Annotated in this window: 12 protein-coding genes; 11 read left to right on the plus strand and 1 reads right to left on the minus strand. The window is 29.9% G+C overall.

Going from position 1 to position 20,476, the window contains the following annotated elements; all coding sequences use genetic code 11:
* The first annotated feature begins 267 nt into the window (after positions 1–267).
* Positions 268–2,886: a PRD domain-containing protein gene (locus tag AC5M21_RS05855; RefSeq protein WP_008787355.1), complete on the plus strand. Its 2,619-nt coding sequence runs from the start codon at positions 268–270 to the stop codon at positions 2,884–2,886.
* Positions 2,887–2,909: 23 nt separating this feature from the next.
* Here AC5M21_RS05855 and AC5M21_RS05860 read toward each other — a convergent pair whose 3' ends face one another.
* The gene (locus AC5M21_RS05860; protein WP_008787356.1) at positions 2,910–3,332 is read right to left on the minus strand and encodes a DUF3284 domain-containing protein; all 423 of its coding nucleotides are present in this window, start codon (positions 3,330–3,332) and stop codon (positions 2,910–2,912) included.
* A 302-nt stretch (positions 3,333–3,634) separates the two neighbouring features.
* On the opposite strand from AC5M21_RS05860, the gene AC5M21_RS05865 reads away from it, so the two are divergent.
* The 10 genes from AC5M21_RS05865 to AC5M21_RS05910 all read left to right on the plus strand — a co-directional run bounded on the left by AC5M21_RS05865 (position 3,635) and on the right by AC5M21_RS05910 (position 20,211).
* Entirely contained in the window at positions 3,635–3,949 is a 315-nt protein-coding gene (locus AC5M21_RS05865) for a PTS sugar transporter subunit IIA (protein WP_008787357.1), read from the plus strand.
* A gap of 11 nt (positions 3,950–3,960) precedes the next feature.
* Positions 3,961–4,260, plus strand: coding sequence for a PTS sugar transporter subunit IIB (locus tag AC5M21_RS05870; protein WP_008787358.1), 300 nt, complete (start codon positions 3,961–3,963; stop codon positions 4,258–4,260).
* A 13-nt stretch (positions 4,261–4,273) separates the two neighbouring features.
* Positions 4,274–5,560, plus strand: coding sequence for a PTS sugar transporter subunit IIC (locus AC5M21_RS05875; RefSeq protein WP_008787359.1), 1,287 nt, complete (start codon positions 4,274–4,276; stop codon positions 5,558–5,560).
* Between the two features lie 18 nt (positions 5,561–5,578).
* A complete protein-coding gene (locus AC5M21_RS05880; protein ID WP_054325412.1) occupies positions 5,579–7,009 on the plus strand; it encodes a glycoside hydrolase family 1 protein in 1,431 nt (476 codons plus the stop codon).
* Entirely contained in the window at positions 7,010–8,482 is a 1,473-nt protein-coding gene (locus AC5M21_RS05885) for a glycoside hydrolase family 1 protein (protein WP_008787361.1), read from the plus strand.
* Positions 8,483–9,272: 790 nt separating this feature from the next.
* Positions 9,273–15,449: a discoidin domain-containing protein gene (locus tag AC5M21_RS05890; protein WP_017143928.1), complete on the plus strand. Its 6,177-nt coding sequence runs from the start codon at positions 9,273–9,275 to the stop codon at positions 15,447–15,449.
* Between the two features lie 265 nt (positions 15,450–15,714).
* Positions 15,715–16,392: a response regulator transcription factor gene (locus AC5M21_RS05895; protein WP_008787363.1), complete on the plus strand. Its 678-nt coding sequence runs from the start codon at positions 15,715–15,717 to the stop codon at positions 16,390–16,392.
* Positions 16,385–17,368 (plus strand): sensor histidine kinase, encoded by a 984-nt coding sequence (locus AC5M21_RS05900; protein WP_008787364.1) that lies wholly within the window; start codon positions 16,385–16,387, stop codon positions 17,366–17,368. Before AC5M21_RS05895 ends, AC5M21_RS05900 begins: the two co-directional genes overlap by 8 nt.
* 103 nt (positions 17,369–17,471) lie before the next feature.
* The gene (locus AC5M21_RS05905; protein WP_008787365.1) at positions 17,472–18,230 is read left to right on the plus strand and encodes an ABC transporter ATP-binding protein; all 759 of its coding nucleotides are present in this window, start codon (positions 17,472–17,474) and stop codon (positions 18,228–18,230) included.
* Position 18,231: 1 nt separating this feature from the next.
* A complete protein-coding gene (locus AC5M21_RS05910) occupies positions 18,232–20,211 on the plus strand; it encodes an ABC transporter permease (RefSeq protein WP_008787366.1) in 1,980 nt (659 codons plus the stop codon).
* Positions 20,212–20,476 lie beyond the last annotated feature (265 nt).

Consider the following 20,476-nt stretch of genomic DNA (forward strand, 5'->3'; position numbering starts at 1 on the left):
AAGAAATTAAAAATAGAATAGAGAAAATGGTAAATATTTATCAAAATATATAATAAACTATCAAAATCAAAAAAGAGTATTTGGAATAATTATTTTAATAATATTAAGTTTTTTTCAAATAGAAAGAAATTCACTTATTTTTCTTTAAATATACCATAGGAAGTATCATAAAAATTAAGTATGATATAAAAATAATTTACCTTTTTTGTCAACTTCTATATAATAGGAGTATATTCTGTATAAATAATGGGAAGAGGCGAGTGTATAATGAAAACAGCAAAACAACTTGTTTATGATTTTGTACAGCAGAATGCATATCGGAATGAAAAGGGAATTGATACTTTAGCAATAGCTAATGAATTAGGGATGTTACGAACAAATGCAAGTGCATTATTAAATGAACTTGTAAAAGAAGGAAAATTAATCAAGACATCAACAAGACCAGTGTATTATCGAGTATTGGATAATATAAGAGATAATGAAGAGATGAGTTTTCAAACATTGATTGGCTATGATGGCAGTTTAAGAAAAGCTATCCAATTAGCAAAAGCAGCAATTCTTTATCCTAATCAAAGTTTAAATGTCTTAATATCATGTAAGGTTGGTTGTGGAACAACATCTTTTGCCTATGCAATGTATTGTTTTGCAAGAGAAAATGGAGTTATAAAAAAAGAAGCTCCATATGTTAAAATCAATTGTCGCCATTTTTCTAAAAATATTTCGGTTTTAGATAATGAATTATTTGGAATAGGTCATGATTTAAATAAAAGTTGTTTTATGAAGGCCAAAGGAGGAGTCTTATTTTTAGATAATGTTGATTTATTAGATGCAAAACAACAAAGTCAACTCTATACTTTTTTAGAAACAAATATAATTTATTCTGAAGATGGAACAAAATCTAAAGAATGCAAAGATATTTTTGTAATTATTTCACAATCACCTCAAAGTAATATGCAGTTTGAAAGAATTATACCAGTAATTATAGAATTACCTGAATTAAAAGATAGATCTATTAAAGAACGTTTTGGATTGATAAATCATTTCTTTTCTAATGAGGCATCTCATTCTATGCGGTCTATTGAAGTTACCTCTGAAACAATCAGAGCTCTTTTATTAAGTGATTTTGATTATAATGTTAAAGAATTAAAGTTTGAAATTAAAGCAGCTTGTGCAAATGCCTATGTAAGGGTTGTTAGAGATATTCATCAGAATATTCAGGTGGTTGTCAATGATTTTAAAAATCAGGTACGTAAAAGTTTAATCAAATTAAAAAATAATCATATCGAAATAGAAGCTCTATTAGATTCTCGTAATGTTCTAATATATGATCAAAATGATGGATATCAAACAATAGATACAACAAAACATGGGAATGATATGTACTTAGAGATTAGTAAACAATATAATGAATTATTAGAATTAGGAATTAATGATCATGGAATCAGTGATGTGATTACAACCCATATTCAAAACCTGTTTAAAAAGTATAATTATTTAAAGAGTTATGATAGTTCATTAAATTTAAAACAGTTATCTAAGATTGTTGATAGTAGAGTTATTGAAATAGTCAGTCATTTTTTTCAAACATCAAAGAAAGAATTAGGTAAAAATTATCGAACAAATGTCTTTTATGGATTATGCTTACATATTAATTCAATTATATCTTTAAAAGAATCACAACAAAGAATTACCAATGACCAAGTTGTTCAGATTATTCAAGATCATCCTTCTGAATATGCTGCTAGTGTTCAATTGGCAAGTATTATTAAAGATGAATTTGATTTAGATTTGCCAGTACATGAAGTGGCATTAATAGCAATGTTTTTAATTGAAACTGAGGATCAAACAAAGAACAATCCTGTTTTGCTTTATATTTTACATGGTGAAACAACTGCCTCTTCGTTACGTGATACAACCAATAGCTTAACACAATGTTACAATGCATATAGTTATGATTTGGCATTAAATATTGATACACATAAAGCAATGGAAGAAATCAAAGATTTAATTATGAAAATAGATAAAGGTCAAGGTGTTATTGTTATTTATGATATGGGGTCTATTAAAACAATGCTAGAAACAATTGAAGAAGAAACAAATATTAAAATAAGACTTATTAATATGCCTATAACTCTTATTGGTATAGATATTGCAAGAAGATGTTCGATGGAATCCGATATTGATTATATTTATCATTTGACACATTTAGAAATGAATAAAATGCGTAATTATGAAGAAAAATTAAATCAAGTAATTGTGACATTATGTCATACTGGTGAAGGTGGAGCTATTCAGTTAAAACGTTATATTGATCAATACTCAAAGCTTAATATGAAAACTATACCACTTGCTATTTCAGCTAAAGATGAATTAATTCATGAAGTTTCTGAATTAAGAAAAACATATGATATTCATTGTTTTGTTGGAACATATGATCCAAAGATATTTGGTATTCCATTTATTCCTATTTCTAAAATATTTGAAAATTCTCAAGAAGAAATAGATCGTATCTTAATGTTCGAACCTATATCATCCTCAACATTTAATTATGAAGATGTTTATCAATATTTAAGTGAACAATTTAAATATGTTTCTATTTCTAAATTAAAAAGTATCTTACCAGGAATTATTGATGAGTTAAATACAATCTATCATTTTAATGAAGATCAAAGAGTAGGATTATTTATGCATATGGCTTGTCTAGTTGAACGATTATTAGATGGAAAACAATCTGTACCTAATATAGAGAAACAAAAAATATTATCTGTATTTCATGATGAATATCAATCTCTCAGTAAAATTTTCAAACCATTAGAAAAAGCTTTTCATATTATTATAGATGATAATGAAATGACAACAATATTAATGATTATCAAAAGAATATAAAAAATAACATCCTTTACAGGGTGTTATTTAATATTTAAGATTGTATTTTCAATATCATAAATAGCCTGAGTCATACGACTTAAATAGATGGCTTCATGAAAATGACGTGAAAGTTTATGATGTCTTTTTTCTTCAAAACTTTGAATGTGTTGAGTCATTGTTATTTGAAGACCTTCATCGACAGGTTTTGTGCGATACTCAATTGATGTACTATCAGACATATATATCACTTTAAAACGATAACATTCATCTCTTACATATTGTTGAATATAAATTTCAGTAACAAGTTTAGATTGGGCATCCTCCTTTTTGTATTTGAGTCCTTTTTGAATATCACTTGCTGAAATTTTTTTGTGTTGAGAGTTTTTAATGTCTTCGATAAGCTGTTGTTCTAAATAGTCATAAAATTGTTCATTTGTGATTTTTATTGTTCGTATTATTTTCATGTTTTTATTATAGCATAAGTGAAATAATGAAAACATAGCTTGGGAATGGTTATAAAAAATGCTTCTTTTTGTATACATTTCACTATAGTAATTATACACTATTTCTGTTGATATACAGAATACTATACACAAACATGTATTGTCTCAAGAAATCAGGAATGATATTTCTTTGAGACTTTTTTGTCGCTTATACACTTTTCAATAACTGTATATAAAAGTAAATTGAATAGATTTTGGTAGCCTTTACAAAAAATAGGAATGCTCCTAGAATAGGTGTAAGAAAACAAAAAGGAGGTCATCACATGGATGAGAATAATGCAACTGATTTAATGTCAATGACAATTATTGCCAATTCTGGGGACGCACGTTCATTTGCATTTCAGGCATTAGAATCAGTTAAAGCAGGAAAGTTAGAGGAGGCAGAGGAATTATTAAAAAAATCTGATGTTGCAGTTAATTTAGCTCATAAAGCTCAGACTGATTTATTGGTCAAAGAAGCGAGTGGAGAAAAGCAAGATATTAATATATTACTTATTCATTCTCAAGATCATTTAATGACGAGTATGTTAGCTAATGAATTAATCAAAGAAATTATATTACTTTATAAAAACAGATAGGAGGAAGGAAGATGAAAATTTTATTAGTTTGTGCTGGTGGTATGTCAACAAGTATTTTAATGAAGAAAATGGAAGCATACTGGAAAGAAAATGGAGAGGAGCTTGAGATTAAAGCAGTAGGACTTGCAGAATATCAAGATATTTGTTCAGGTTATGATATTGTGATGGTTGGTCCACAGGTATCGTATCGTTTAAATGAAATTAAAGAAAACACAGGATTGCCTTGTGCTGCTATTGAGTCATTTGATTATGCAGTGGCTAATTGTCCTAATATTATGAAGTTAGCAAAGAAATTATATAGTGAAAAATAGGGAGGAGAAAATTATGGAAGGATTATTTAATAGTAGATTTATGGTGAAGCTCCAGGATTTTGGGCAAAAACTTGGAACAAACAAATTTCTTAGTGCCTTGCAAGGTGCAATGATGTCTATGATGGGTGTATTGATGGTTGGAGCTGTATTTCAGATTATCTGCGCGATAGGTCCAATGTTAGGAGTTTTTGAAAATGGAGATACAATTTATAACTTTTTATATATGCCATATAATTATACAATGAATTGTTTATCTGTATGGATTGTTGTTGTGATGGCATATACATATGCTAAAAATTTAAAAATGAAGTCTCCATTAATAACTGCGGTTGACTCAACAGTCTGTTTCTTAGTAGCAACTGGTGCATTTATGGCTTTAGAAAATGGAACAACTGCATTGAATATGTCTTTTTTAGGAGCATCTGGTATGTTTACAGGGTTCTTGGTTGTCTTTGTTGTTATACATGTAGAAAAATTCTGTGCTGATAAGAATATCCGCATTAGAATGCCTGATGTTTGTCCACCATTTTTAGTAGATGGCTTCTCATCTATTTTACCATTGTTATTTAATGTTGTTATCTTTATGATTATCTCTTTTGGTATTTCTAGTGTGAGTGGTGGTGCTTTAAATTTAGCAAGTGGTATTATGGCAGTTTTAGCTGCTCCATTAAGTGTCTTAGTTTCTGTTCCAGGTATGTTTATTATTGGTATCTTTGCATCTTTGCTATGGTGTTTTGGTATTCATGGAACAATGATTGTTTATCCTGTTTTAATGCCAATGATGATGACTGCATTAGCAGAAAATGCTGCACATGCAGCAGCAGGAGAGCCTTTAGTCTTCTATCCAGTTGCTTTGTTTACAGCACTTCAATGCTGCGGTGGAACAGGGAATACACTTCCATTAGCTTTATTTGGTTTGCGTTCTAAATCTAAACAAATTCAGGCGGTTGCTAAAGTTTCAGCAGTTCCAGGATGGTTTGGAATTAATGAACCAATGACATTTGGTATGCCTATTATGTTCAATCCTATTCTTTGTATTCCTTATGTTTTAAATATACCTCTTGTCATGTTATGTTATTACATTGGATATCAGACAGGATTTATTATTCCAGCATGGATTCCAATTATGTCATTAATGCCAATGGGTTTTGCTCAATACTTAGGTACGTTAAATTGGACAAATGCAATTTGGGATTATATTATGTTAATTCCTACAGGATTAGTATGGTATCCATTCTTTAAGATTTATGAAAAACAATTGGTTGCTAAAGAAGCTGCTGCAGCCCAAAATGAAGCATAATAGAAGGGAGAAAACGAAATGTTTCCTAATGATTTTTTATGGGGTGCAAGTTCTTCTAGTGCCCAAATTGAAGGTGGTTATGATAGGGATGGCAGAGGTTTATCTATTTGGGATGTCAAGAAATTAAATCCAGGAACTTGTTCATTTCATTATGCTAGTGATTTTTATCATCATTTTAAGGAAGATATTGCTTTAATGGCAGAAATGGGATTTAAAGCTTATCGTATGTCAATATCATGGAGTCGTATTTTGCCTGATGGTGAAGGTAAAATTAATCAAAGAGGAATTGATTTTTATAGAGATGTTTTTCATGAATGTCATAAGTATGGTATTGAACCGATTGTAACAATCTTTCATTTTGATTTACCATTAGCTTTACAACAGAAATATGGTGGATGGAATAATAGACAAATGATTGATACCTATGTGAATTACTGTCAAATCTTATTTAAAGAATATAAAGATGATGTTCATTATTGGTTAACTTATAATGAACAGAATATGCTCATTTTCTTTGGAGCAGTAGATATGATTGGTGGAACAAATCAGTTGCAAACAGGAACAGATTTATATAATCAAGCTCATATTCAGTTGATTGCACAAGCTAAGGCTATGAAATTGTGTCATGAAATGTGTCCGAATACTAAAATTGGTCCAGCACCAAATATAACAACATCTTATCCAAAAACATGTTCACCAATGGATTATATTGCTTCATTAAATATGGATGACTTAAGAAATAATTTTTATTTAGATGCTTTAGTTTTTGGAACTTATCCAATGAGTGTATGGAAATATTTTAAGGATAATCAAATTATTTTGGATATTCATGATGGTGATTTTGAAATATTAAAAGAGGGACATCCTGATTTTATTGGTTTTAATTGTTATGGGAATGATACTACAGAATACTTAGAATACTATCCTTTAGATATGAGTGATATGGTGAATGCTGATAATCGTGAAATGAGTTATTTAATGAAATTGATGGATAAACCTGGAGTTGGTAGAGCATCACAGAATGAATATTTATCTAAAGGTGAAGATGGTCATGCATATGATCCTTATTGTATTCGTGTAACAGCGAGACGTTTAACAGATCGTTATCACTTACCATTAATTATTACTGAGAATGGTTATGGGAGACCAGATATATTGGAAGAAGATGGAACAATTCATGACTCTTATCGTATTGAGCATTTAAGAGAAACAATCAGACAAATGGAAATTGGTATTGAAGAAGGCGCAAATATTTTCGGTTATTGTCCATGGAGTGCAGTAGATTTAGTCTCAACAAGAGAAGGTATTACAAAACGTTATGGCTTTATTTATGTAGATCGTGATGAAGATGATGAAAAAGCCAAAACTGCATCAATGAAAAGATATCGTAAAGATAGTTTCTATTGGTATAAAAAGGTTATTGAAAGTAATGGAAAGGAGTTGGATTAAATGGCATTTCCTAAAGATTTTTTATGGGGTGGAGCAACCGCAGCCAATCAATATGAAGGTGGCTGGAATGAAGATGGCAAAGGTATCAGTACTTCAGATTGTTGTACGAGAGGTTCACGAACAAAACCTAGAGAGGTCACTTATAAAACAAAAGAGGGAAAAATTGAATCACAGATGATGTTTGATTTAAATGCTCCTAAAGGTGCAATCTTTGGTTCTTTTGAAGGTTATGATTATCCTTCATATACAGCAACTGATTTTTATCATCATTATGCAGAGGATATTGCTTTATTTGCTGAAATGGGATTCAAGATGTTTAGAATGTCAATTAACTGGACAAGAATTTTTCCTAATGGATATGATGATGAACCCAATGAAAAGGGATTAGAATTTTATGATCATGTCTTTGATGAATTATATAAGTATGGGATTGAACCATTAGTCACTTTATCACATTATGAAACACCTGTTGGTTTAACAAATAAATGGGGGAGTTGGGCAGATAGACGAACTATTGATTGTTTTGTCAAGTATGCCACAACATGTTTCAAACGATATAAAGGTAAGGTAAAATATTGGTTAACATTTAATGAAATTAATTGTATTGGTTTTGGTGGATGGATGGCAGCTGGGCTACCAACTTGTGATCCTCAAATTATTGCTAATGCAACACGTAATCAGTTATTAGCAAGTGCTTTGGCAGTAAAGGCTGCTCATACAATTGATGAAAATATGATGGTAGGAAATATGATTGGATATGGGACTGCTTATCCTTATACATGTCACCCTGATGATTCTATGAAACAAAGAAAAATGCAGCAAGGTGTTGATTTCTATACTGATGTTCAGGCAAGGGGGTATTACCCATCAAGTCAGTTAAAGAAGTATGAAAGAGAAGGAATAGTGCTAGAATTAACAGACCAGGATAAACAAACATTAAAAGAAGGAACAATTGATTTTATTACATTCTCTTATTATATGTCATCTTGTGTGAGTGCTGATCCTGAAGTTGAAAAGAATCAAGGTGGAAACATGATGTTTGGTGTTAAGAATCCATATTTAAAGGCAAGTGACTGGGGCTGGCAGATTGATCCTGTAGGATTGCGTATTGCTTTAAATGATTTTTATAGCAAATATCAATTACCATTAATGATTGTTGAAAATGGATTAGGTGCAGTAGATAAAGTTGAAGCTGATGGATCTATTCATGATTCATATCGTATTGATTATTTACGTGCTCACATTGAACAGATGGATAAAGCTATTAATGAAGATGATGTTAATTTGATTGGTTATACACCATGGGGATGTATTGATTTAGTGAGTGCATCTACAGGTGAAATGGAAAAACGCTATGGGTTCATTTATGTTGATTATCAGGATGATGGAACAGGTGTTGGAAAACGTAGTCGTAAGGATTCATTCTATTGGTATCAAAAAGTTATTGCTAGTGATGGTGAAGATTTGAGATAACAAATTATTTTTCTCCCTTAAAAACACGAGTATAAACTTGTGTTTTTTCATAGGAATAACAATCACATCTTTTGATAAATATGCTATTTTTATAAATATATATTAATACCTATCATGCTTTTCTATGCGGATTCATAAAATAACCTAAGCAAATTCGTCGAAAGAAATTACTGGCATATTGTGATAATAAAGATATAACAATAGAGGACTACAGTGTACTTGAACAGTTAATGAGTCCTTTACAAATTCTTGATAATAATTTTAATTTATATGAAAACATGTTATTAATAATTTATATACACCACTCGTATGTGTTTGTATTTTACGTTTTTATAATGAATTTTCTATTAGTGAAACTTCTCAAATTTTAGAAATCTTTCAAGGAATAAATATGAAATAAAAATGTATGTTATCTATAGGGTATGTTATATTCCTAAAAAAGAATGTATTAAAAATGAAAGGATTTATTTTACAGTTTAACAAATAGAGATATTCTGTAAAAGCGAGTATGTTGAGAAAATCACATATTGGAATATCATAAAATCAAAACTTTTCTTTTTAAGAATTAACTCTCCTACTTCTCTACGTAGGAAGATAAAAAAGAATTTCTTATTAATAATGTAAGATTTTGATTATAAATCATATTGGCAAATAAAATAATATGTGATAGAATGTTCTTGTAAAAATAAAGGATTGTTACTTTAAGTAGGCAAGACCAATCAGTATATTCATACTGGTTGGTCTTTTCTTATTTTCAATAACAATTGATGAGAAGGGAGAATATGAAGTGATGAAAGGATGGAAAAGATTTTTATCGATAGGTTTGGTATTCACAATGTTGATTGGACAATTAATTCTTGGAACAACATCAACATATGCTTTAGAAAAAGACAACGATGATTATTCAGATACAACTGAGCAAAATAACATTGACAAACTTAATATCGATATCAAAGATGTGGGTAACTTAAAGGAATTTGCTGAATCACCATTATATGATGTTGAAAACAATGAACTTTTATTACCACGATTAGAAGGTTATAAAGTTGAAATTTTTGGGAGTGATAATAAAGCAACAATTTCTTTAAAAGGTGAAGTCACAAGACCTTTAGAAACACAAACAGTAAAGTTATTATATAAACTTACCAATAAAGAAAACAATGAGGTTACAACAACAGAAACAAATGCAACAATCAAGGTTCCAGCAAAAGAAACAAATATTTCTGGAAAAAATAAAAAACCTCAAGTTATACCAGGATTACGTGAATGGGTAGCAGGTAATGGAAAAGTTGATTTGACAGATGCGAGAATTGTTTTAGGAAGTCAGGCATTTTCTAAAGCAGCGAGAACTTTTCAAGAAGATTATCGAGAATTAACTGGTAGAAACATTACCCTAGTAACAGGTAATGAATCGGATGTAAAAGCAGGTGATATTTTTTTACAAGAAGATATAAGTGAAACAATGCTTGGTGATGAAGGGTATTATTTATATATCGGAGGAGAAGAAGCAGATCAGAATTATGTAACGGTTAAGGCTACTCATAATACGGGAGCTTTGTATGGAACTATCTCTCTTCTACAAATTTTAAAACAGGATAATGGAAGAAATGAATTGCCACGTGGACTTGTAAAAGATTATCCTCTATTTGAACAAAGAGGAATGATGCTTGATGTTGCACGTAAATGGTTTCCAATGGAATATTTAGAGGATTTATCAAAGCAAATGAGTTGGTATAAATTAAATATGTTATCATTGCATTTAAGTGATAATGATATCTGGAATGGATTATCAACTGAAAATGGATTAGGTGGACAACCTGAAGGATGGTTCAGATTAGAGAGTGAACTTTATCCAGGATTAACATCAACTGACCACTATACAAAAAAGCAATTTAGAGATTATCAATATGACTGTATGGAGTTAGGCATTGATGTGATTCCCGAATTAGATACACCAGGCCATGCTTTAGCGTATACGAATCTTTGGCCAGAATTGAAATTTCCTGGGAATGTAAAGTATTTAGATGCAGGAAATCCTGAGACATTAAAAAGAGTGACGGCTCTTTTTGATGAATATATTAATGGATATAATGGTGGAGAGGCTACATTTGTTGGTGATTATGTCAACATAGGAACTGATGAATACAAAGCTGGGACAGGTTCTGCTAAAGAATCATTTAGAAAATATTGTAATGATTTATTAGAGTATATAAATTCGACTGGTAAAGAAGCTGTTTTCTGGGGCTCTTTAAAAGAAAATTCAGGATCTACACCAGTCACGACTGATGCAACAATGTTTGCATGGTTCCAAGGATATGCTGATGCTAAGCAGTCATTAGATGCAGGATATAAAATTATTTCTATGGAAGATTCAGAAACTTATATTGTTCCAGGTGGCGGATATTATTCTAATCAATTTGGACGTGCAGAATATTTATATAATTCATGGTTGCCTAATAATAATTATGGATGGGCAAACCACCCAGCACCAGTTGGACATCCAGGTGTTTCTGGTGGGCAATTTGCAGTATGGAATGATTTTAGTGGAAACGGTATCTCAGTTAATGATGTGAGTTATCGTATTCAACATAATTTATATACTGTGGCAGAAAAATGCTGGGCTGGTCATCAAAAGAAAAATGAGGGTTATAATTATGCAAGTGAGAAAAAACTTGCGAGTGTATTAGGAGATGCACCAAATACGGATTTCTTATATGAAATTGATAAGAACATTAAAGATAATGAGTTAATTAAACTTGATGATAAAACGAATAATTTAGTTGAAGGGGTTAATATTTTAGAGGCTACTAACATAACTGAAGATGTCAAAGGAAAAGATGGAAAAGCGATTCAATTTAATGGTGGGTCAAGTTATTTTAAAACTGATATTGAATCAGCTGGTTTTGGCTGGACAACAGCTATGTGGATTCAACCAGTTGATACAGCAAGTGGAACCTTAATGGAAGGACAAACAGGAAAACTTTATTTAGATAATGGTAAAATCAGATATGATGTAGAGGGATATACTCATACATTTAATTGTGATATTAAAGAAGGAGAATGGACACATATTACATTGATAGGATCATATGAAGGTGTAAAATTATATATCAATGGAACTTTATTTGATTCATTGATCAATAAACCATTTCCAAATTGGAATAATAACTCTGGATGTAATTCATGGAATGGATCATATCCAACGAATGATCTTGGACAGAGAACACAACGTTATTATGAAACTTTGATGTTACCATTAAACACAATAGGTGGTAAAGAAAATGCTGTGAAAGCAATTGTTGATGATTTTCAAGTTTATAATACAATATTAGATGAAAATGCTATTAAAAAATTAGCAGGTAGTATTATTTATGAAAATTTAGCATTAAATCAAACAGCAACAGCATCTGCTAATGAGACAGATTCATTAAACCCTACTAAAGCAGTAGATGGAGTGACATCTGGTACAAGCAGATGGGCATCTAATTATAATGATGATGCATGCTTTATGGTGGATCTAGGTTCAAAGCAAAATGTCAATAAGATAAAAATCTTTTGGGAAGCTTCATATGCAGTAAAATATAAATTATTAGTCAGTTCAGACAATATAAATTGGACAGAAGTTTATAATGAAGAAAATGGTAATGGTGGAATATCTGATATTGATTTTGAAATGAAATCAGATATTCAGTATGTAAAATTCCAAGGTGTACAAAGAGCTACAGAGTATGGTTATTCATTCTATGAAATGGAAGTCTATGGTGATAAAGTAGCTGGTGAGGATGATTATGAACGTGCTAATGTTGCTTTAAATAAAGAAGTGACTGTTGGGAACTATCATTCAGCTTCACAAGAAGCTGATCGTAGTGGAAAAAATGCTGTTGATGGAAGCAAAGTAAGCCGTTGGGAATTTGATATTAATAATCCAGCAGAAAACTATATAACAATACCTTTAAATAGTGATGAGGATGTGAATAAAGTCATTATCTCGCAATATGAATGGGGTGCAAACAGAATTTCTAAAATAAAAATAGCTATTATAGATGATGCTGATAAGGAGACAGTTTGTTACAATGAAACAGTTTATCCTGAATCAACGACAATTATGAGAGACACTGTTGATGAAGTCTTTGAATTATCTCAAGTAGTGAAAGGAAAAGCTATTAAGATATACTTAACTCCTAAGGCTGCTGGAGCAGATGATTTGGTCAATATTGCTGAAGTTGAGTTATATGGAACAAAAGCTGCTGAAACGATTGATCCTGATGTACCTACAGAAGATACAACTGAACGTAATCAAACATTAATACCCCATTCAACAATGACTGCCACAGCAACGAGTGAGCATCCCAATGTTGGCTCAGAAGGATTAGCTTCAATGGCTATTGATGATAATCTTAATACATGGTGGCATACAAACTGGTCAAATGTTGTTCCATTACCTCAAAGCATTACAATTGATTTACATGATATCAAACTCATTGGAAATTATACTTATTTACCAAGACCAGATGCTGGTAATGGTACAATTAGTCAGTATAAACTTGAAATAAGTCTTGATGGTACTCATTATGAACAGGTAGCTGCTGGAAAATGGGAATTGAATGCAGACCTCAAAACAGTTAATTTTGCTCCACGAGCAGCCCGTTATATTCGTTTAACTGCTATAGAAGGTAAAGGTGGTTTTGCATCAGCTCGTGAGATTAATATTTATCAAACAGATGCCATTTTAAAAACTGATTTAGAGAAAATTGTTGATGATGCTAAGAAAATTGATTTATCAGGTTATATGATATCTTCAACTGAACAATTTAAGAATGCTTTGCAAGAAGCAGAAACATTATTAGGTCAAGATTCTCCTACAGAGGAACAAATGACTGTTGCGAGTATAGAGTTACAAAACGGATTAGATGCTCTAGATGTTGCAACAAACAACTTATCTGACTTAGAAACATTATATAATGAGAAGAAAGATATTGCTAATGATGATTATACACAAGACAGTTATCAGCAATTGACTGATGTTTTGAATTCAGCAAAAGCATTATTAGATAGAGAAGGTGATGTTGGTGAAAAAGAGAAACACGCAGCAATTCAAGCCCTTAATGATGCTTCAGATAATCTCATTTCATTAGTAGAACTTAAAAAATCTATAGTTTTAGCTGAAAAAGTTGATATCACTGATGTAACTCAATTAACAGGAGATGAATTAATATTACGTCTCAATGCTGCAAAATCATTAGTAGAAAATGCTTCTGCTACTCAAAATCAAATTGATATTGCTACATATCGACTATCAATTGCTATTGATGATTTACAAGCAGATAATACAGCATTGCAAACATTAATTACTTCATTAGATCATGAGAATGTGTATACATCTTCAAGTTGGACTACATTTGCACCTGTTTTAACAACTGCAAAAGAAAAATTATCTACAACAACAATTCAAGAATTAACAGAGGCTCGTCTTGCTTTATTAGAAGCTCAAAAAGGATTGGCATTGAGAGCGACTGCTGAGAATATAGCAGCATTACAAACTTTTGTAGATAATTCAGCATCTTTAAATGCTGAAGATTATACTCAAGAATCATGGAATGGTTATATGGCATTAATTAATGAAATTAAAGAGTTATTAAAAGCACCTGATATTTTAGCACAGACAGATGCATTAGCAAAAATAACTGAAGCCAATCAATTCCAATTGGTACATGTTGATGTCAAAAAACAACTACAAGATATGATTGATGAGTATAAAGACTTAAATCAGATGGATTATATAAGCTCTTCATGGATGCAATTTGCACCAGTATTATCAGAAGCAAATGATTATTTAGCAGATGATAAAACATATGATGAAGTAAAGAATATGATAAGTCGATTAAGTGAAGCATATTCAAAATTAGTTATGAGTGGTGAAAAAGCACTAAGAGAATATATGCAAACGATAACACTCAAGCAACCAGATAATTATACTGAAGAAAGTTATGCATTATATAAAGGTGCTTATACAAATTTAGGATTATTATTACAAGATGCGGCGAATGTTTCTTTGGAAGACTTTAATATTGCAAAAGATAATTATGAAAAATATTTAGGATTATTAGAATATAAACCTGCTGATTATAGTAAGGTAGATGACTTATTATTAACAGTTCCTAAAGATTTATCAAACTATGAAAAAGAAACAGTTGATGCGTTGAATACTGCAATTAACAATATTGTTCGTGGAAAAAATATAACTGAGCAAGCTATTGTTGATGAATATGCAATTCATTTAAAGAAAGCAATTGATGGTTTGAAAGAAAAACCAGATTTACCACCTGAAGTGGTAGATAAATTGGAACTATCACAATTGATTGTAAAAGCAAATACTTATGTAAAAGATGATAAATATACTGAAGATACATTAAATTATTTAATGAAAGAAATTAAAAAAGCACAAGCTGTTGTAGATAAAAAAGATGCAACACAAGCAGAAGTTGATACAGCAATAGCTAATCTTAATCATGCTATTAAGGGATTAAAAACAAAGCCAGTCATTCCTCCAAAACAAGACGAATATGTTATGACTGAAGGAAATCATTTTACATTTAAGCCAGGTGAGGATGTTAAGTTTGTTTCCAAAGCACCAATTGAAAAGTTTAAAGAAGTGTTATTAGATGGTAATGTTTTAGCTCGACAATATTATACAGTGAAATCAGGAAGTACAATTGTGACATTGAATCCTGAATTTACAAAGACATTAAGTGCAGGGAAACATACATTGATAATTGTATCAACAGATGGAAAGGCAACTGCTGAATTTAATATAGATAAGGGTACAACATCTGAAGATATAAAAAATCCAGCAACAAGTGATTCAACACAGACAATAGGATGGATGGGATTGATAAGTCTATCAGTGATAGGAATCATATTAGTAAATTTAAAGAAAAAAAGAGAACATATCTCATCATCAAAATAATGATATTGACTATGATTAATATGAGATTGTTATAAATGATTGAATAAAAGAATCAATTCGTTAATCATGCTAAGCAAAACGAAAATGATTCTTTTTTCTTTGATTATGGTGGTAGAGATAATTTCACAATAATTTTTTATAATTTCATCTATAAAATCAATATTAAATTCACCAAAACTTAAATATACATAAACATATTTGAAGAATAAAAAAATTACAAAGTATTTGGATAAATTATGGTATACTAAGCAATGAGGTGAGAACCATGCAAAAAATTATGATAGTTGAAGATGATGAAATCATTTCATCAACATTAAAAAAACATTTAGAAAAATGGAATTACGATGTTTATGTTATTGAAGATTTTGAAAATATTATGGATATTTTTATGAAAGAACAACCTGCCTTAGTTCTCTTAGATATTTCTTTACCTTATTATAATGGTTATCATTGGTGTCAAGAGATTCGCAAAGTTTCAGAAGTGCCAATCATTTTTATTTCTTCAACAAATGAAAATATGAATATTGTTATGGCAATGAATATGGGAGCAGATGATTTTATTAATAAACCGTTTGATTTAAATGTTTTAACTGCTAAGATTCAAGCAATATTAAGAAGAACTTATTCTTTTTCAAAACAATTTCATATATTAACTTATAAGGATTTGGTGTTGAATATTTTAGAAGCAACAATATCTTATCAAATTCAAATCATTGAACTTACAAAAAATGAACTGAAGATTATGCAAATGTTATTTGAAAAATCAGAAACATTTGTTTCTAGAGATGATTTAATGATTGCTTTATGGCAAAGTGATCAATTTGTTGATGATAATACTTTAAGTGTCAATATGAATAGATTAAGAAAGAAATTAGATGATTTTGGCTTTGATTCTTTGATTCAAACGAAAAAAGGTTTAGGATATAAGCTCTATTATGAATAAGCTATGGGATTATTTGTGTTATCGTAAACAGTTTTATATCTATTCTTTCTTAATTATTGGTATTTTTTATTTCATATTGTTTCTATATAATGCATTGTTAGATGCTATTAATTATGCTGCAATCTTAAGTTTATCACTCTTAGTTATTTATACTGTGATAGATTTCTATAGGTTTTATAAACAGAGGACACAGCTTGAATATATCTTATCGTTAGATAATATTTATATGTCTGATTTGCCATTACCACGAACTGCAATTGAAGAATACTATCATGAATTATTAACGAAAGTTGATCATTTACATAAAGAATTACAAAATCAAAATGATGATCATTATCATGATATGTTAGATTATTTTACATTGTGGGTTCATCAAATCAAAACACCTATATCAGCTTTACGTTTATTAGTTCAATTACAAGAAGAACCCCAAAATGATCTATTGTTACAGATATTTAAAATTGAACAGTATGTTGATATGGTTTTACATTATATCAAGATTGATCATATGTCATCAGATTTAAGTATAAAAGAATATGCATTAGATCCTATTTTAAATGAAGTCATTAAGAAACAAGCAACATTTTTTATTCAAAAGAAAATTAAATTAAATAAAGAGCCTATTCAAAGAACAATACTTACAGATGAAAAATGGATTTCATTTGTAATTGAACAGATTCTATCTAATGCATTAAAATATACCAAAGAAGGAATGATTCACATTTATGAAAAAGATGAAGTGCTTTATATAGAAGATACAGGTATAGGGATAAAACCTGAGGATTTACCACGTGTGTTTGAAAAAGGATTTACTGGTCATAATGGAAGAGTAGATAAAAAGGCAAGTGGATTAGGGTTATACTTATGTCAACAGATTATTCATAATCTGGGTTATCAAATATCTATTGAGTCAACTTTGGGTAAAGGAACAGTCGTTGCTATTAATTTTCATGTTGATAAATTGCAGGTTGAGTAAACTTACATCAATGTAAGGATGAAATAAGAAATTGTAAGGATAATCTATGGTACGGATTTCCTTTTTTTCATAAACTAAAGATGTACAAAGGAGGACGATTTATATGTCAATTTTAGAAGTTAAAAATTTAAAGAAAGTTTATACGACACGTTTTTCTAATCAACAGGTCCAAGCTTTATCCAATGTCTCTTTTAGTGTTGAAGAAGGAGAATATGTTGCAATTATGGGTGAATCAGGAAGTGGGAAAACAACATTATTAAATATATTAGCCTCTCTTGATAAACCAACCAGTGGGGAAGTTTTATTAAATGGTAAAGATATTACACGTATTAAAGAAAAAGAAATTTCTCAATTTAGAAGAAAGAATTTAGGTTTTGTATTTCAGGATTTTAATTTATTAGATACATTTTCAATTAAAGATAATATCTTTTTACCATTAGTGTTATCAAAAGAATCATATCCAGTTATGAAACAAAAACTTAAAGTTTTAGCACCAAAACTCGGTATTCAGGAGTTACTTGAAAAATATCCTTATGAAATTTCTGGAGGACAAAAACAAAGAGTTGCTGTTGCAAGAGCCTTAATTACTCATCCACAGATAGTTTTAGCAGATGAACCAACAGGTGCATTAGATTCTAAATCCACAGATCAATTATTAGATATTTTTGATCAAATTAATGAAGAAGGTCAAACAATTGTTATGGTTACACATAGTACCAAAGCAGCAAGTTATGCAAAAAGAGTTTTATTTATTAGAGATGGACAAGTTTTTCATCAAATCTATAGAGGAAATCAAACCAACGAACAAATGTATCAAAGTATTTCAGATACATTAACATTACTTGCGACAGGAGGAAAATAAAATGAAGAAATTCTTTTATTCTCGCTTAGCATTATCAAATATTAAGAAAAATGCTAAGATTTATCTTCCTTATTTATTAACAAGTACTTTTACTGTTATGATGTTCTATGTTATTCATAGTTTAGCAGTCAATCAAAGTTTAAGAGATACCAGTTCTACAGCCCCTGTTGTTTTAATGCTTGGTTCTTGGGTTGTTATGATTTTCTCAGTTATCTTTCTCTTTTATGTGAATAGTTTCTTAATTAAAAGAAGAAAAAAAGAAATTGCACTATATAATATTCTTGGTATGGAAAAGAAACATGTCATGATTATGATGGCTTGTGAAACAATTCTTACTACATTAACATCACTTATTTTTGGTGTTTTGTTTGGAGCATTGTTTAGTAAACTGATGTTCTTATTGTTAGTCAATTTATCTCATATTCAAACTGCTATCACTTTTGAAATTCCACAATCAACTATTTTCTTAACTGTCATAGTTTATGGTGCAATTTTCTTCATAGCGTATCTATTTAATGTTATTCAGATTAAATTGGCAAATCCGATAGAGTTATTACGTGGTGGAGAACATGGTGAAAAAGAACCAAAAACAAAATGGTTATTGACTTTAGTAGGAATCTTAACATTGGGTGGAGGATATTATCTTGCACAAACAATTGAAGATCCAATGGATGCATTAACGTTATTCTTTGTTGCTGTGGTATTGGTTATTATTGGAACATACTGCCTATTTACTGCAGGTTCAATTGTGATTTTAAAGATGTTAAAGAAAAACAAACGTTTTTATTATAAAACAAGACATTTTACATCTGTTTCACAAATGGTCTATCGTATGAAACAAAATGCAGTTGGTTTAGCAAGTATCTGTATTTTATGTACATGTATCCTCGTTATGATTTCTTCAACTGTGACATTATACTTAGGTGTCAAAGACACTGTTCAAATTCTTCAGGATGAAGACTTTGTAATGAAAATTAACCCTTATTCAGAAGGAAAATTACCTTCAAAACAAGAATTAAGTACACTCTATGCTAAAATTCAAGATAACTTAAAAGCAAAAGATATTAAGACTACAGCATTTGTCACGCGTTCGATTTATGAAATTTCTTACAATCAAAAAGATGGTGAATATATAACTGGTGAAGGTAGTGATGCTAGAGATTTCAAAAGCTTTTCAGCAATGACTTTAGAGGAATATAATCGTGCTTATCATAAGAATGAAACTTTAAAGGAAAATGAGGTTCTTGTTCATTCTAATTTTGAGAAATTACCAAACCAAATGAAGATTAATGAAAAAACTGTTCATGTGAAATCTGAAGTTCAAGATAAATATTTCTTAGAAACAGAATTTTCAAAAAGTGCTCAATTAACTGGGATTGTCTTAAAAGATGAAAAAACTTTAAAGGACATCTTATTTGCTTTAGAAGATCAAGTTCAACCGATAGAGTATATGTCAATTGATTATCAAAATAAAGCAGATGCAAAAGTTGCTGAAGAAGTTATTCAAGATATTGTTCAAAGTGAAAAGACTACTGAAGATTATACAATTTTTACCTCTTCACAATATGAAATGGAAAATATGTTTAATGATTCTTATGGAAGTTTATTCTTCTTAGGATTATTCTTAGGACTATTATTCTTGATGGCAGCAATATTAATTATGTATTATAAACAATTATCTGAAGGTTATGAGGATCAAAGGCGATTTGAGATTATGCAGAATGTTGGTATGAGTAAAAAAGAAGTGAAACAGACAATTCGTTCACAAGTCTTAATTTTCTTCTTCCTGCCACTTGTTGTCGCAGTCATTCATATGTCATTTGCATTCAAGATGATTATGAAAATGTTTGGTTACTTAATAGCTTCTGGTGAAGGATTGTTTATTACTTGTACAATCATTTCGATTGTCATATTAGCTATTCTTTATAGTATAGTTTATATTTTAACAGCAAGAACTTATTATAAAATAGTAAGACATTAATGATATAGAGGCATAGTCATTTTGATTATGTCTTTTTTAATGCGTGATTGTTCTTATTAAAAGGATTATTTCTGTAGAGAAAAACTGTACATATGTATTGATATAAAATAATGCTAATAGACTTTAGTTTTAGTAAAAAAGTAATTATAAATTTACTTAACTGCAATATAAAATTAGTAAAATATTATTGACAATGAAATGCTTAATGATATAATAAAGGCATAACAAGGATTGTTACTATTCAATTAGGCAAGACCTCAAAAGA

It is taken from the genome of Coprobacillus sp. (assembly GCF_984815275.1).

Excerpts from the sequence above, each read along its gene's own strand:
- AC5M21_RS05855 (WP_008787355.1), top strand. The coding sequence starts at position 268 with ATGAAAACAGCAAAACAACTTGTTTATGATTTTGTACAGCAGAATGCA.
- AC5M21_RS05860 (WP_008787356.1), bottom strand. The coding sequence starts at position 3,332 with ATGAAAATAATACGAACAATAAAAATCACAAATGAACAATTTTATGAC.
- AC5M21_RS05865 (WP_008787357.1), top strand. The coding sequence starts at position 3,635 with ATGGATGAGAATAATGCAACTGATTTAATGTCAATGACAATTATTGCC.
- AC5M21_RS05870 (WP_008787358.1), top strand. The coding sequence starts at position 3,961 with ATGAAAATTTTATTAGTTTGTGCTGGTGGTATGTCAACAAGTATTTTA.
- AC5M21_RS05875 (WP_008787359.1), top strand. The coding sequence starts at position 4,274 with ATGGAAGGATTATTTAATAGTAGATTTATGGTGAAGCTCCAGGATTTT.
- AC5M21_RS05880 (WP_054325412.1), top strand. The coding sequence starts at position 5,579 with ATGTTTCCTAATGATTTTTTATGGGGTGCAAGTTCTTCTAGTGCCCAA.
- AC5M21_RS05885 (WP_008787361.1), top strand. The coding sequence starts at position 7,010 with ATGGCATTTCCTAAAGATTTTTTATGGGGTGGAGCAACCGCAGCCAAT.
- AC5M21_RS05890 (WP_017143928.1), top strand. The coding sequence starts at position 9,273 with ATGAAAGGATGGAAAAGATTTTTATCGATAGGTTTGGTATTCACAATG.
- AC5M21_RS05895 (WP_008787363.1), top strand. The coding sequence starts at position 15,715 with ATGCAAAAAATTATGATAGTTGAAGATGATGAAATCATTTCATCAACA.
- AC5M21_RS05900 (WP_008787364.1), top strand. The coding sequence starts at position 16,385 with ATGAATAAGCTATGGGATTATTTGTGTTATCGTAAACAGTTTTATATC.
- AC5M21_RS05905 (WP_008787365.1), top strand. The coding sequence starts at position 17,472 with ATGTCAATTTTAGAAGTTAAAAATTTAAAGAAAGTTTATACGACACGT.
- AC5M21_RS05910 (WP_008787366.1), top strand. The coding sequence starts at position 18,232 with ATGAAGAAATTCTTTTATTCTCGCTTAGCATTATCAAATATTAAGAAA.